This is a genomic window from Anaerococcus marasmi (assembly GCF_900290195.1).
GTDB lineage: Bacteria > Bacillota > Clostridia > Tissierellales > Peptoniphilaceae > Anaerococcus > Anaerococcus marasmi.
Genome location: NZ_OLMF01000005.1, coordinates 71,557 through 85,022, shown reverse-complemented (window position 1 = coordinate 85,022; position 13,466 = coordinate 71,557). Strand labels below are relative to the sequence as shown.

Here is a 13,466-nt window from a genome sequence, read left to right as displayed (position 1 = left end):
TTTTTCTAGGAATTGTAAAATATTATTTTTTTATAAAAATCAATGTTTCAAAGGGTCTTACTAAAAGATTTGCGACCAAACTTCTTTGACCATAGTTTCCCAAGGCTAGCTTATAGGAAGAGTAATCTGCCAGATACATAGAAATAGGAAGGAGAAATTCCTTTTGACTTAGATTATTGATTACAAGGGACTTCTCATTTTCATATCTTCTAATATAAGCAAAGATGTCCTTATCTTTCTTAAAAATCTCAAGGAAATCTCCCCTTGTCAAAGACTTGTTTTCTTCTCTTATCCTAGAAAGATTTTCTATATAGGAAGTAAGCTTATAAAGTGGTCCCTCCATTTCAAAATCTATATCATCGCTTTCCAAATAAACCGCTCCTTTGAGGGCCAAAATATTAGAAATTTTCTGACTTATGCTAAAGTAAGCAAAGTTTTTTGAGAATTTGTTTGAAAAATTATCCCAAGTCTTAGCAAAAATTGGGCCACTTTTATAAAAAGAATTTAAATCTTCTATCTTAAGATAATCTATCCTAGCTTGGATGAAAGAAAAGTCAGTCTTAGCCTTAGAAGATAAGTACTTGATAATCTCAGGCTTATCTATTAGGCCTGTAGTAAGCACATTTTTATTTAAGTGGCGGACGTTTTTATTAATTTCTCTTATATCTTCTAAGAAATTTCTATCATCGACCATAGCTGATAAATTCAAAAAGTCAAAGGCAGATATGCCTCTTTTGACAAGGAAGTTCAAGAATGATAGTCCAGCCCTTTTGACCTTGGTGTTTTTCCAAGTTAGATCGTCTACTTTAGAATCTAGGAGATTTTTGGATAAGATTAATAAATCTATCCTAAGCATAAGGGAAAATCCTCGCTTGTTCAAGAATTCATTTAGGAAAAAAATCTCCCTTAAATAATCATCATTTATAAATTCATCCATATCTATGGACAAGATGTTAATGCCTAACTTCTTATAAATAGGGAGACTTCCCCTTATTTTTTCTATTGAATTTTCTTTATATATAAATAATTCACTAGTATCTATCATAATCTTTCAATACTTAGTGTACATTAATTTGATAGCCTTTACAATTAGGGTATAAATATTGCTATAGAAAAGAGGAAATATGTTAGAACTTAAAAATATCACAAAAATATACAAAACAGGCGACTTCGAACAGAAGGCCTTAGACGAAGTTTCGATTTCCTTTAGGAAAAACGAATTCGTCTCAATCTTAGGAAGAAGCGGTGGTGGAAAGACTACCCTGCTTAATATAATAGGAGGTCTAGATAAATATACTTCAGGTGATCTCCTGATAGATGGTAAGTCTACCAAAAACTTCAAGGATTCTGATTGGGATTATTATAGAAATGTTTCGGTTGGATTTATCTTCCAATCTTACAATCTAATAAGCCACCAAACGATCCTTTCAAATGTTGAGCTTGCCCTAACCCTTTCTGGAGTGAAGAAGGAAGATAGGAAGAGGCGAGCCATAGAAGCCCTTGATAAGGTAGGACTTAAAGATCATATCTACAAGAAACCAGCCGAACTATCTGGCGGACAGATGCAAAGAGTTGCCATAGCTCGTGCCTTGGTAAACAATCCAGAAATCGTCCTTGCTGATGAGCCAACAGGAGCTCTAGATACCAATACATCCAAGCAAATTATGGATCTGTTAAAGGAAATAGCTAAGGACAGGCTGGTTATAATGGTAACCCACAACCCAGAACTTGCCGAAAAATATTCTACAAGGATTGTCAAAATCCGTGACGGGGTAATCTTAGATGATTCAGACCCCTATGAGGAAAAAGTAGATGAGGAAAGCTTTAAAACGAAAAGATTAAATCTTGGATTAAAACAAGCCCTTAACCTCTCCTTCAACAATCTCTTGACCAAAAAGGCAAGGACAATACTTACTGCCTTTGCGGGATCGATAGGTATTATAGGAATTGCCCTAATAATTTCAATATCAAAGGGAGCAGATGACTTTATAGCAGAAAGTCAGAGAAATGCTCTAAAGTCCTACCCTATACAGATCCAGAAGGAGTCATTAAATCTAGAAAATATCTTAACTCCTCCAGAAAAGGAAGATAAGGCGAATTCAACTAAAGATGTAATCTCAAACAATATGATTCTTAAAAGAAGAAGCGAACTTTCCGCATCCTACAGCGAAAACAACCTCACTCCCTTCAAAAAATATATGGAAGATAATAAGAAGAAACTATCTGACGAAATCGGCGGCAATTTTGTGACCTATTCTTACGATACAAACTTTGATATCTTCACCAAAGACCCAAATGGAGATTTGATTAATACAGACGGATCAGAATTTGAGGAAAGGGAGGATAATTTTATGGCAAATCTCCTAAAACCCCAATCCTCAAACAAGAACTTCTCCGAGCTAATAAGTGGAGACGACGGTAAAGTTTCAAAGATGATCACAGATGACTATGAAATAATAGAAGGAAGCTGGCCAAAGGAAGCCACAGACCTAGTTCTTTTTACAGATTACAACAACGAAATCATGACCCAAAGACTCTACGAAATTGGACTTTTACCTAGCAAGGACTACAAGGATATCTTATCTAAGCTTGATAATAAGGAAAAAATCGATCTAAAAGAAGCAAGACTTAGCCCAAAAGATATCATAGGTCATGAGTACAAGATCCTTACAGGATCAGATTATTATGAAAAGTCTGGCGATAGCTTCATAGATATAAGTGAGGATGAAGCTAAGAAAAAGGATCTAATCGATAAGGCAATAAGTGCCAAAATCGTAGGAATAGCAAGGAAAAAGACCAATGATGACAATCAAATCATAGACTCTCCCCTAGCCTATTCCAGGGATTTAACAGACCTTCTTATAAAGCATGTAGAAGATTCAGAAATAGCCAAGGCCCAACTTGCGAACAAAGACAAAAACATCCTAAACAACCTTCCTTTCAAGGCATCAAGCCCTGAGGAGAAACAAAATATAGGTAAATCTTTCCTAGAAAATCTCGACACTAAGGAAGAAATGAAGGTAAACACCTATCTAATGAGAAATAAACCTGAGCTTATGGATGAGCTAAGTGAAAAAACCAAAGAAATCCAAAGTAAGAATCCTATGGCTCTTACAGAAAATCAAAACAATAAAAATAACAATAGGGCTCTAATAGACTACGCCCTTGACAAAAACGACAAAAATCTCTATCTCGACATTTACGATGAGTTCCTAAGAGATGCGACTTATAGCAAGAACCTAGAAAAGTTCGGCCTAGTATCCAAAGATGCTCCATCAAATATCTCAATCTATGTAGAAAACTTTGAAAATAGAGACAAAATCAAGGACTTCATCAAAGAATATAACGAGGGTAAGAGTGAAAATGAGAAGATTGCCTACACAGACTATATCGGCCTAATCTCCTCATCAATTACCCAAATAATCTCCGCCATTTCCTATCTTTTGATAGCCTTTGTTGGAGTAAGTCTTGTGGTATCATCTATAATGATCGGAATAATTACCTATATTTCCGTTCTTGAAAGAGTAAAAGAGATTGGAATCTTAAGATCAATCGGAGCGAGCAAGAAGGATATAAGAAAAGTCTTCCTATCAGAAACCTTTATAATAGGTCTCTTGTCAGGGCTAATAGGAATCGGAGCTACCATGCTTATAAATATCCCCCTATCAAAGCTAATCCAAAATATGAGTGGGATAGAAGAAATCAGAGCCTTCCTCCCTGCCAAGGCAGGATTAATACTGGTAATAATTTCCGTAGGACTAACACTAATTGCAGGAATTATCCCATCAAGTATTGCAGCCAAAAAAGATCCAGTAAAGGCTTTATCTCAAGAATAATCTAAAAAATAATATACAGAGCAAGTGGCTGTTGCAAAACTATGAATAATCATCGTACCATCGTTAGAAGGTTCTCTTAGGAAATTTTCAGTGGTGCCTGCCGGCTGATGGAAGCAAAATTTCCGTGGAGGTTCTTCTAATGATATTGGTACGATTTATTCATTCTGCAACAGTCCCTTCTTATACTCTCTTGATAAGAGCGAGGCTCTCGTAAGGAGCTAGTTCTATTTCTTTGTCTACTTTTCTATCTCCATAGTTTCCTAAGAGATATTCAAACTTATCGTAATACTCTAAGATTTCTTCTAAATCTACCTTAACAAATTCATCTGAGAAGTTATTCATATTTATTAAAACTTCTCCCTCATATTCTCTGATGTAGGCTAAAATATGAGGATCATCTTCAAGGATTGGGAAGTAGAGTCCATCGGAGATTATAGGCTCTTCTTTTCTAAGTTCTATTAGTTTCTTGTAATAATAGAATATTGAATCCTTATCCTCTAGGGCATTTTCTGCATTTATATCTTCATAATTATCATTTACTCCTATCCAAGGAGTCCCTGTCGTAAAACCTGCATTTTCCGATCCGTCCCATTGCATAGGAGTTCTGGAATTGTCTCTAGATTTTTTCTTGATAATATTTAGAGCTTCGTCACTACTTTTACCCTTTTCTAATAAGGCCTTGTAGGCATTGATGCTTTCGATATCCTTGTAGTCATCAATTGAAGAAAATTCAGGATCTGTCATACCGATTTCTTCTCCCTGGTAGATATAAGGGGTTCCTCTCATCATGTGGATGGTTTGGGCAAGCATAGTAGCTGTTTCTTTTGGATAATTTTTAACATCTCCAAATCTATTGTTGGCCCTTGGCTGGTCGTGATTGTTCCAGAAAAGAGCATTCCAACCTCCCCCTTCTTGGAGTCCCTTCTGCCATTTGTTTAGGATTTCCTTTAATTTCATAAAATCAAAGTCCATGTCAGTCCACTTGTCCCCATCCTTGTAGTCCACCTTAAGATGGTGGAAACTAAAGATCATGGAAAGCTCATCGCCTTGGGCTGCTGAGTACATAGAAGAATTCTCTATATCAGTCGAGCTCATCTCTCCTACTGTAATTATCTCGGGATTCTTCCCGAAAGTATGTTTGTTAAGCTCTCTTATCCACCTATGAACTATAGGAGTATCTGTGTAGAGCTTTTTCTCCTCGCTGATATCTCCTGAAGAATCTTCTAAGATTTGGCTTTTCCCTATTACATTTAAGACGTCAAATCTAAATCCTCCGATTCCCTTATCAATCCAATAGTTTACGATCTTGTAAAGCTCTTCTCTAAGGTCAGGATTGTGCCAATTAAGGTCGGCCTGGGTCTTATCGTAGAGGCAGAGATAGTATTTTCCACTATCTCCAAACTCATTCCAGGCAGGACCTCCAAATTTGGACTGCCAATTTGTAGGGTAGTTGCCATCTTTTCCTTCTCTTATATAATAGAAATTCTGATATTTTTCATCTCCAGCTAGGGCCTTCTTGAACCACTCATGCTCTGTCGATGTGTGGTTTAGGACCATATCAAACATTAATTTGATATTTGCCTTGTCAAACTCTGCGATGAGATTATCAAGGTCCTCATCAGTCCCAAAGGCAGGGTCCACATGGTAATAATCTGCTATGTCATAGCCATTATCGTTTTGTGGAGAGATAAAGAAAGGATTAAGCCAAACCATATCTACTCCAAGCTTTCTTAGATAATCTACCTTTTCGCTAATTCCCTTAAGATCTCCTATGCCATTTCCTGACGTATCCTTAAAGCTTCTGGGATAGGCCTGGTAGATTACTTGTTTTCCTAGATTCATTTAACCTCCTAACTAAAACTTGGTGTCTTAAATTCTATCTTGTTATGAAACATATTCTTCTTTTCAAATACCACAGTGAGTATTACAGGCACAACTATAGCAATAGCCATGGCTATGGCGAAGTTTAACCTAGATCCTCCCATGATTGAAAGTATTCCAGGAAGTCCTCCTATACCGATATTGTAGGCCATGGTTGAAGTTGATACAGAAAATACCGCTGCAAGGGCAGACCCAATCATTCCCGCTATAAAAGGGAAGCCGTATTTGATATTGATACCAAAAAGGGCAGGTTCTGTAACTCCAAGATAGGCAGAAATTGCTGCTGGAACTGAAATTTGTTTTTCCTTCTCATCCTTTCTGTGTAGGTAGATTATAGCTACTACTGCTGAGGCTTGGGCAATGTTTGATAGGGCAATCATTGGCCAAAGGATTGTTCCACCGAAGTCATTTGCAAGCTGTAGGTCGATTGCATTTGTCATATGGTGAAGTCCTGTAATAACAAGTGGTGCATAGAAGAAGCCAAATACTGCAGCAAATAGCCAGTTAAAGGCTGATGTCAATCCATTATATACTCCAGCAGATATTAGTGAGCCTATCTTCCAACCAATAGGACCTAAGACTAGGTGAGCTAAAAGTACTGTTGGTATTAGTGAAAATAGGGGAACAAAAATCATTGATATTGCTTGAGGGATAATCCTTTTAAAGAATCTTTCAAGATAAACTAAGAGAAATCCTGCAAGCATGGCTGGGATTACTTGGGCCTGGTAGCCTATTCTTTCTATAGTGAAAAATCCAAAGTCCCAAACAGGAATCTCTCCTCCGCCAGCTATTGAATAAGCGTTGGCAAGTAGGTTAGGTGAAATCAAACAAATACCTAGGACAATTCCTAGAATTTGGGTTGTACCCATCTTCCTTGTGATTGACCAAGTAATTCCTACTGGCAAGTAATGGAAGATCGCTTCACATATAAGCCACAAGAAGTCATTTACTCCATTCCAAAAGACAGAAGTCTCTACAATAGTCTTTCCTCCAAGACTATCAAAAGGCATCTCTCCTAGAATATTTCTAAAACCTAAGAGCAAACCACCTACGATAATTGCAGGAATCAAAGGCGCGAAGATTTCTGCAAGGACTGAAGATACCCTTTGGAGGACGTTCTGATTTTTCACAGCATCCTTTTTCACCTCATCCTTACTCTTTTCTGTGGCATGTGATATAGCCATAAAGTCATTATAAAACTCATCTACATCATTTCCAATAATAACCTGGAATTGGCCAGCCTGGGTGAAAGATCCCTTAACAGAAGGTAAATCTTCGATTTTTTCTACATCGGCCTTCTTAGGATCATTTAGTACAAAACGCATCCTGGTAACACAATGCGTAACTGACGAGATATTGCTATCTCCTCCAATATATTGATGCAAAAGCTTCGCATCATCTGTATATTTTCCCATAAGTCCTCCTTATAATATTTTATATAATACTTATACCCAATTTTGTCGAAATAATTTAGCCCTACATGCAAATTAGAAACTTATTTTAAATCGTTTATTAATCGTAGATAAAGCAAATAAATATAATCGATTAAAAAATTACTAATCAAAAAAAGAGGAGGCTACCTTCTATTATAGCTTCCTCTATATTCAAATTAATATCTCTTATTCTTCATTTTCTTCGTCCAAGATTTCTTGAACGGCTTCTTCAGATTTTTCTATCATATCCTTATTTTCTATATGGCTTCTTTCTATCAGTCTTTTAAGTTTTTCCTTATCTTCTTTGGTATATTCCATATCTTCATCGAGTTTTTTTCTCATATAATGATTGATGGCAAATCTTCTTATGTTTTCGTACTTGATAGCAGTTCTTTCCTTATGATAAGCGAAAAGTAAAATAACAAGCATGATAATTCCAGCATAACCTATGATTGGATAAAATACTGATACAAGCTTTTTGAAGCCGCCAAAGCTTAGGATAAATCCAGCAAGTGTTATAGTTACAAGAAGGATTTTAAACTTCTTCTCCTCACCCCCAGAAAACCTACGAGCCAAGGCATAGAAAAGAGAAATTCCTGTATTAAATATCATGCCAAATATGACAAGTGCCATGACAGTTCCAAGGATTGGACTTATATCTTCTATTACATAGAGCATTGGTATATCTAGATCTTTTACTTCGTTTAACCTAATAAACAAAGTAAGAACAATAAGTATACCCAATATTCCAACTAGAAGACCTCCAATAAGGCCTCCTATACCAGCTTCTCCTGTATTAAGTTCATCTCCACCCAAAACTAGGGCCATAGAGACAGCTGTCATTATCGACATACCAAAATAGTTGAATAGGGAAAGAGTAACGCTTGAGAAGTTGCTTGGTAGACTCCTTGCAACAAGGTCAAGGCTTTTCCAGTCAGGTGTGTGATGGGTAAAGGTATAGATCGAAGCGATTAGGGTAAAGACTAAGATTAAAGGAGTAAAAGATCCTATAATCTGACTAACCCTCTCAAAATCTAGCATACCTACAACTATAATTAATAGGGCACAGATCACAGCTCCCAACCAGTTAGGTGTACCAAAGGCCTGGTTTAAGTTTGAACCAGCTCCTGCAATCATCACAAAACCTATTACAAAGCAAGTAAATATCAAGGATAAGTCCATAAATTTACTTATGACCTTATTGGTAATCTCATCAAAAACTTCCGAATGGTCATTTGCTAGATAATGGCTACCAAGTTGAAGTAGGAGTCCTCCTATTAACATATGTAAAAACGCGAGTACTACTGCTCCGACTATGCCAGGAATACCCATTGATACAAAATACTGCATAAGCTCTTGGCCTGATGCGAGTCCTGCTCCTGTGATTACTCCTACATAGGCTAACATTATTCTTATAATTTTTTTATTCATAATTCCTCCACTTTACCATGATACTTTTTTTAGTTTATTATTCAAACATAAATACTTTTTAAAAGTTAATTATTTTTTATATCTACTTCTATCTTTTATGCAAAATTATGGTAAGTTTTGAAGATTTTTCAATTTATCTTGAGATTTTTTATGCAAAATTCAAATATTCGGGTATATATATAGGGTCAATGATAATCCGAACTAAAATACGAAGGAGACAAAATGGAAAAACAAAAGAAAAGCAAGAAGGTTGACCTACTGGCCAAGTTAGGCCTTTTAATTACGGCCATACTTTGGGGTTCTTCCCTAACAGTAGTAAAGCAATCGTCCGATACCTTTAACCCAAACTTTATATTGATGGTGAGGTTCGGTTTGTCAGCAATAATTCTTGCTATAATATTTAACAAGAAAATTAGAGAAGCTAGTAAGCACGACATTAAGATTGGCCTTATTATAGGAATCTTCCTCTTTATGGCTTATTCCTCACAGACTTTAGGAGTAACTTACGCAGATCCTGGTAGGAGCGCCTTCCTTTCAGCATCATATTGTGTAATAGTTCCTTTCCTAGCCTGGGCTGTAACTAAGGTTAGACCAGATAAGTTTAACATTATTGCAGCGATTATCGCAGTAATCGGTATTTATTTTATATCCAAATCTGGAGTAGAACCAGGAACATCAATATTCGATGCCGATAAGGAAATGCTTCTTGGAGACGGCCTTGCCCTACTAAGTGGTTTCCTATTTGCGGCCCACATCGTAGCTGTAAGTGTCTTATCTGAAGGGAAAGATCCAATACTCATGACAATCTTCCAGTTCACCTCTGCTGCCATTATTGCGGCAATTGTGACATTTACTATGGAAGATAACTCAAATATCGTAGTTAATGGCAATGGACCATACCTAGAGCTTGCTTATCTTGCGATTTTCTGTACAACAGTTGCCCTACTTCTACAAAATGTAGGTCAAAAGTATACAGACGAATCATCTGCAGCAATTATCCTAGGTTTTGAATCAGTCTTTGGTATTCTAATTCCGGTAATGCTAGGAATAGAAAAACTAACTGTTAATTCAATCATTGGTTTCGTGATGATCTTTATAGCGATTATAATTTCAGAAACTAAGCTTTCTTTCATATTCGGAAATAAGAAAGAAGAAAAAGAAAAAACTAATGAATAAAATTCGCAAAGTAAAACTGCCCTGTGGGATTAACCTGCAGGGCAGTTTTTGGAGGGAAAACTGTTTATCTTAGAATCCTTCTGCACCTTTGTAGAAGAAGTATCCTAGTGGTGTGTAGTATAGGCCTTGGATGTTTGGTTTTACCATATAAGAGTTGTTGTAGAAGTATAGTGGTGCAACTACGTTATCTTCTCCTATAAGAATATCTTCGGCTTTGTGCATATTTTCCATTCTTTCGTCTGGATCTGATGTTGCTTTGGCTGCTTTTACGTACTTGTCGAACTCTTCGTTCTTGTATTGGGCGTCGTTATTTCCACCGCCTGTTAGCCACATATCTATAAAGCTCATTGGATCGTTATAATCTGCTATCCAACCGTGTCTTGCTATGTTGTAGTTTCCTTCTTTTCTTTCTTTGAGGAATACATTCCAGTCTTGGTTTTGTAGGTTAACTTGTACACCTAGTTTTTCTTGCCACATATTTTGTAGGGCTTCTGCTATAGCCTTGTGGTTTTCATCAGTGTTGTACAAGTAATCGATTTGTGGGAAGCCTTCGCCGTCTTTGTAGCCTGCTTCTTCCATTAGTTTTTTAGCTTCTTCGATATTTTTTTCGTAATCTTCGTCATTTATAGAGTAATAATCTCCACCAACAGTCCTAAAGTCATCTCCTTCAGCTCCCTTAGCATCATATACTCCTGATGGAACGTAGGCTGTAGCAGGCTCTTGGCCTTGACCTGTAACTTGGTTTACGATGAAGTTTCTATCTATGGCTAGAGAGAAGGCCTTTCTAACTCTTGGATCGTTGAATGGTTCTTTTTCAGTATTGAAGCATACGAAGTATGTTCCTACATATGGTTTGATCTTAAGTTCTTTTGTATCTAGAAGTTTTTGGATTTCTTCTTGTGGAACTGAGTTAATAAAGTCTAAGTCTCCTGACCTATAAGAAGCATAGATTGCGTTTTGGTCATCTTGGAGATGGAAGGCTAACTTTTCTGCCTTAACTGAGTCTCGATCATAGTATTCTGGGTTTTTGACCATAGATAAAGTAGAGTTGTGGTCCCATTTTTCTAGCTTGTAAGCTCCATTTGATACTAATGTTTCTGGGCTATTTGTCCAAGTCTTGTTAGCTTCGATAATGTCTTTTCTTACTGGCATTACTGCAGGAAAGGCACATATTTCTTCGAAGTATGGACATTTTACGCTTAGATTAACTACAAATGTTTTTGGATCTGGCGCAGAGATATCGAGTTTTTTCTCATCATAGCCCTTTACCATATCTAGCATATACTCATAGTCTGCTCCTGTTGCAGGGTCTACTAGTCTGTTCCAAGAATATACGAAGTCATCTGCTGTAATATCTTTTCCATCAGACCACTTGGCATCCCTTAATTTGAAGGTCCAAGTCAATCCGTCATCTGATACTTCCCAACTTTCTGCTATACCAGGTTTAAGGACTGCATTACCTTCCCCATCGTCGTCCCATCTGATTAGGGATTCGAATAGGTGGGATATCATTATAGCTCCATCAACTGAAGTGTTGAGGGCTGGATCTATTGATTCAGGCTCACTTGCTATATTGATATCTAGGACTCCGTCCTTCTTGCCTTCTTCCTCATTTACTACTGCTTGATTGTTTCCATCTCCTTCGTTTGCCTTATCATTATTTCCACCGCAGGCAGAAAATATCATTGACAAACTCAGTAAGCCTATTAATAATTTACTCTTTGCTTTCATTTTAAAATTCTCCTATATTATGGCAACTTGCGAAGTGTCCACTTTCATATTCTTTAAATTCAGGTTCTTTACTCTTACAAATATCTGTAGCATACAAGCATCTTTCGTGGAATCTACATCCTTTTGGTGGATTGATTGCTGATGGGACCTCTCCTTTTAGCTTAATCCTTTCCATAGATCTTGTCTTTTGTGGATCTGGTATTGGAATTGCTGTAAGAAGAGACTGGGTGTAGGGATGAAGAGGGTTTTCGTATAGTCTTTCGCTATCTACAAGCTCTACCATCTTGCCCAAATACATTACTCCTATCCTATCTGAAATATGTTTTACTACTGATAGGTCATGGGCTATGAACATATATGTAAGCCCGCTGTCTTTTTGCATGTCTTGGAGCATGTTTACAATTTGTGCTTGGATCGATACGTCAAGGGCACTTATAGGCTCATCACATACTATAAATTCTGGTTCTACCGCAAGGGCTCTTGCAATTCCAATCCTTTGCTGCTGGCCTCCCGAAAACTCGTGAGGATATCTATTGGAATGCTCCTCATTTAGTCCTACCTTCCTTAACAGTTCATTGATTCTCTCCCTCCTGTTTTTTTTGTAAAGTCCATGGATATCTAGTGCCTCACCAACAATCTCAGCCACTGTCATCCTTGGATCTAGGGAAGCTGATGGGTCTTGGAAGATTATTTGCATTTTCCTCCTAAACTTATACATATCAGCCTTAATGCCTTTATCACTATCAAAAATCGTCTCACCGTCATAGATAATCTGTCCGCTACTTGGTTCGTGTAGTCTAAGAATTGTCCTTCCCAGACTCGTCTTACCACAACCAGACTCTCCTACAATTCCCAGGGTCTCTCCCTTGTTTATAAAAAACGACACATCATCTACTGCGTGGACTTTCGCCGTATTGTTAAAACTTGTAGAAACTGTAAAGTGTTTTACTAGATTATTTACTATCAATAATTTCTCATCTTGCATTTAAAAGCTCCTTTACATGAAGGAAGCACTTGGACCTGTGTCCATCTCCTAATTCAATCGTCGGAGGTTCTTTTCTTAGACAAATATTCATACATGACTCACATCTAGTAGAAAATCCACATCCTTCAGGTGGATTTAGCATATCTACCGGAACTCCCTTGATACTTTCAAGCCTAGTCTTATCACCTAGGTCTATCCTTGGCATAGATTTAAGAAGGCCCTTGGTGTAAGGATGGCTTGGTCTATAGAATATATCGTCTACACTTCCCTGCTCTACAATTCTTCCAGCATACATTACACTAACTGTGTCACATATTTGAGCAACTACAGCCAGGTTGTGAGTGATAAAAATTACGCTCATCTTATTTTTTTCTTGTATATCTTTTATAAGTTCAAGAATCTGAGCCTGGATTGTAACATCTAGGGCTGTAGTTGGCTCATCAGCTATTAAGATATCGGGCTTACAAATCAGCCCCATACCTATCATAACTCTCTGTCTCATACCTCCAGAAAGCTCGTGAGGATATTGCTTCATTCGCCTTTCTGGATTGGATATTCCTACAAGATCTAGCATTTCGACTGCCAAATCATAGGCTTCTTTCTTGCTTTTGTCCTTGTGAACTAAGACAGCTTCCATTAGCTGGTTGCCTATAGTATAGACTGGGTTAAGACAAGTCATCGGATTTTGGAAGATCATGGAGCACTTAGCTCCCCTAAAAGATGACATTTGTTTCTTATCATAATCTAGGACATTTTCTCCCTTGTAAAGAATCTTCCCATTTTTGACCTTGCCTGGACTTTGCAAAAGTCCCATAATCCCATAACTTTCTACTGATTTACCAGATCCCGACTCTCCAACGATCCCCATGATTTCATTCTCATGGAGGGTGTAGTTTATAGAATCTACCGCCTTGACTTCTCCTACTGGAGTGTAGAAAGATATACTTAAGTCTTCAATTTTTAACATTTCTTTATCTAAATTTTCCATAATAA

The 13,466-nt window shown here is 37.2% G+C and carries 9 protein-coding genes; 2 read left to right on the top strand and 7 right to left on the bottom strand.

Translation table 11 applies throughout. From position 1 onward, the window contains the following. Window positions 1-22 precede the first annotated feature (22 nt). Window positions 23-1,045 (bottom strand): hypothetical protein, encoded by a 1,023-nt coding sequence (locus tag C7D97_RS10050; protein ID WP_105301947.1) that lies wholly within the window; start codon window positions 1,043-1,045, stop codon window positions 23-25. 79 nt (window positions 1,046-1,124) lie between these two features. Here C7D97_RS10050 and C7D97_RS10045 point away from each other — a divergent pair, with 79 nt between their 5' ends. After that, window positions 1,125-3,836 carry an ABC transporter ATP-binding protein/permease gene (locus C7D97_RS10045; RefSeq protein ID WP_105301946.1) on the top strand — a complete coding sequence of 904 codons (2,712 nt, stop codon included), beginning with the start codon at window positions 1,125-1,127 and terminating at the stop codon, window positions 3,834-3,836. 180 nt (window positions 3,837-4,016) lie between these two features. Here the strand turns inward: C7D97_RS10045 and treC are convergent, their stop codons facing one another. From treC to C7D97_RS10030, 3 genes are all read right to left on the bottom strand, one after another. After that, a complete protein-coding gene (gene treC / locus C7D97_RS10040) occupies window positions 4,017-5,678 on the bottom strand; it encodes an alpha,alpha-phosphotrehalase (protein WP_105301945.1) in 1,662 nt (553 codons plus the stop codon). An 8-nt stretch (window positions 5,679-5,686) separates the two neighbouring features. Beyond that, window positions 5,687-7,132 carry a PTS system trehalose-specific EIIBC component gene (gene treP / locus C7D97_RS10035; protein ID WP_105301944.1) on the bottom strand — a complete coding sequence of 482 codons (1,446 nt, stop codon included), beginning with the start codon at window positions 7,130-7,132 and terminating at the stop codon, window positions 5,687-5,689. 204 nt (window positions 7,133-7,336) lie between these two features. After that, window positions 7,337-8,581 (bottom strand): YkvI family membrane protein, encoded by a 1,245-nt coding sequence (locus C7D97_RS10030; RefSeq protein WP_105301943.1) that lies wholly within the window; start codon window positions 8,579-8,581, stop codon window positions 7,337-7,339. 222 nt (window positions 8,582-8,803) lie between these two features. Here C7D97_RS10030 and C7D97_RS10025 point away from each other — a divergent pair, with 222 nt between their 5' ends. Further along, window positions 8,804-9,757 carry a DMT family transporter gene (locus tag C7D97_RS10025; protein WP_105301942.1) on the top strand — a complete coding sequence of 318 codons (954 nt, stop codon included), beginning with the start codon at window positions 8,804-8,806 and terminating at the stop codon, window positions 9,755-9,757. Window positions 9,758-9,826: 69 nt separating this feature from the next. Here the strand turns inward: C7D97_RS10025 and C7D97_RS10020 are convergent, their stop codons facing one another. Genes C7D97_RS10020 through C7D97_RS10010 form a run of 3 tightly spaced genes read right to left on the bottom strand, consistent with a single transcriptional unit; the run spans window position 9,827 to window position 13,461 of the window. Further along, window positions 9,827-11,488, bottom strand: a complete 1,662-nt coding sequence (locus C7D97_RS10020) for a peptide ABC transporter substrate-binding protein (protein ID WP_105301941.1) — start codon at window positions 11,486-11,488, stop codon at window positions 9,827-9,829. A gap of 1 nt (window position 11,489) precedes the next feature. Further along, window positions 11,490-12,473, bottom strand: coding sequence for an ABC transporter ATP-binding protein (locus C7D97_RS10015; RefSeq protein ID WP_105301940.1), 984 nt, complete (start codon window positions 12,471-12,473; stop codon window positions 11,490-11,492). Further along, complete coding sequence (locus tag C7D97_RS10010) at window positions 12,463-13,461, bottom strand: ABC transporter ATP-binding protein (protein ID WP_105301939.1); 999 nt, start codon at window positions 13,459-13,461, stop codon at window positions 12,463-12,465. The genes C7D97_RS10015 and C7D97_RS10010 overlap by 11 nt, the downstream gene beginning before the upstream one ends. Window positions 13,462-13,466: the final 5 nt, after the last annotated feature.

Excerpts from the sequence above, each read along its gene's own strand:
- C7D97_RS10050 (WP_105301947.1), bottom strand. The coding sequence starts at position 1,045 with ATGATAGATACTAGTGAATTATTTATATATAAAGAAAATTCAATAGAA.
- C7D97_RS10045 (WP_105301946.1), top strand. The coding sequence starts at position 1,125 with ATGTTAGAACTTAAAAATATCACAAAAATATACAAAACAGGCGACTTC.
- treC (WP_105301945.1), bottom strand. The coding sequence starts at position 5,678 with ATGAATCTAGGAAAACAAGTAATCTACCAGGCCTATCCCAGAAGCTTT.
- treP (WP_105301944.1), bottom strand. The coding sequence starts at position 7,132 with ATGGGAAAATATACAGATGATGCGAAGCTTTTGCATCAATATATTGGA.
- C7D97_RS10030 (WP_105301943.1), bottom strand. The coding sequence starts at position 8,581 with ATGAATAAAAAAATTATAAGAATAATGTTAGCCTATGTAGGAGTAATC.
- C7D97_RS10025 (WP_105301942.1), top strand. The coding sequence starts at position 8,804 with ATGGAAAAACAAAAGAAAAGCAAGAAGGTTGACCTACTGGCCAAGTTA.
- C7D97_RS10020 (WP_105301941.1), bottom strand. The coding sequence starts at position 11,488 with ATGAAAGCAAAGAGTAAATTATTAATAGGCTTACTGAGTTTGTCAATG.
- C7D97_RS10015 (WP_105301940.1), bottom strand. The coding sequence starts at position 12,473 with ATGCAAGATGAGAAATTATTGATAGTAAATAATCTAGTAAAACACTTT.
- C7D97_RS10010 (WP_105301939.1), bottom strand. The coding sequence starts at position 13,461 with ATGGAAAATTTAGATAAAGAAATGTTAAAAATTGAAGACTTAAGTATA.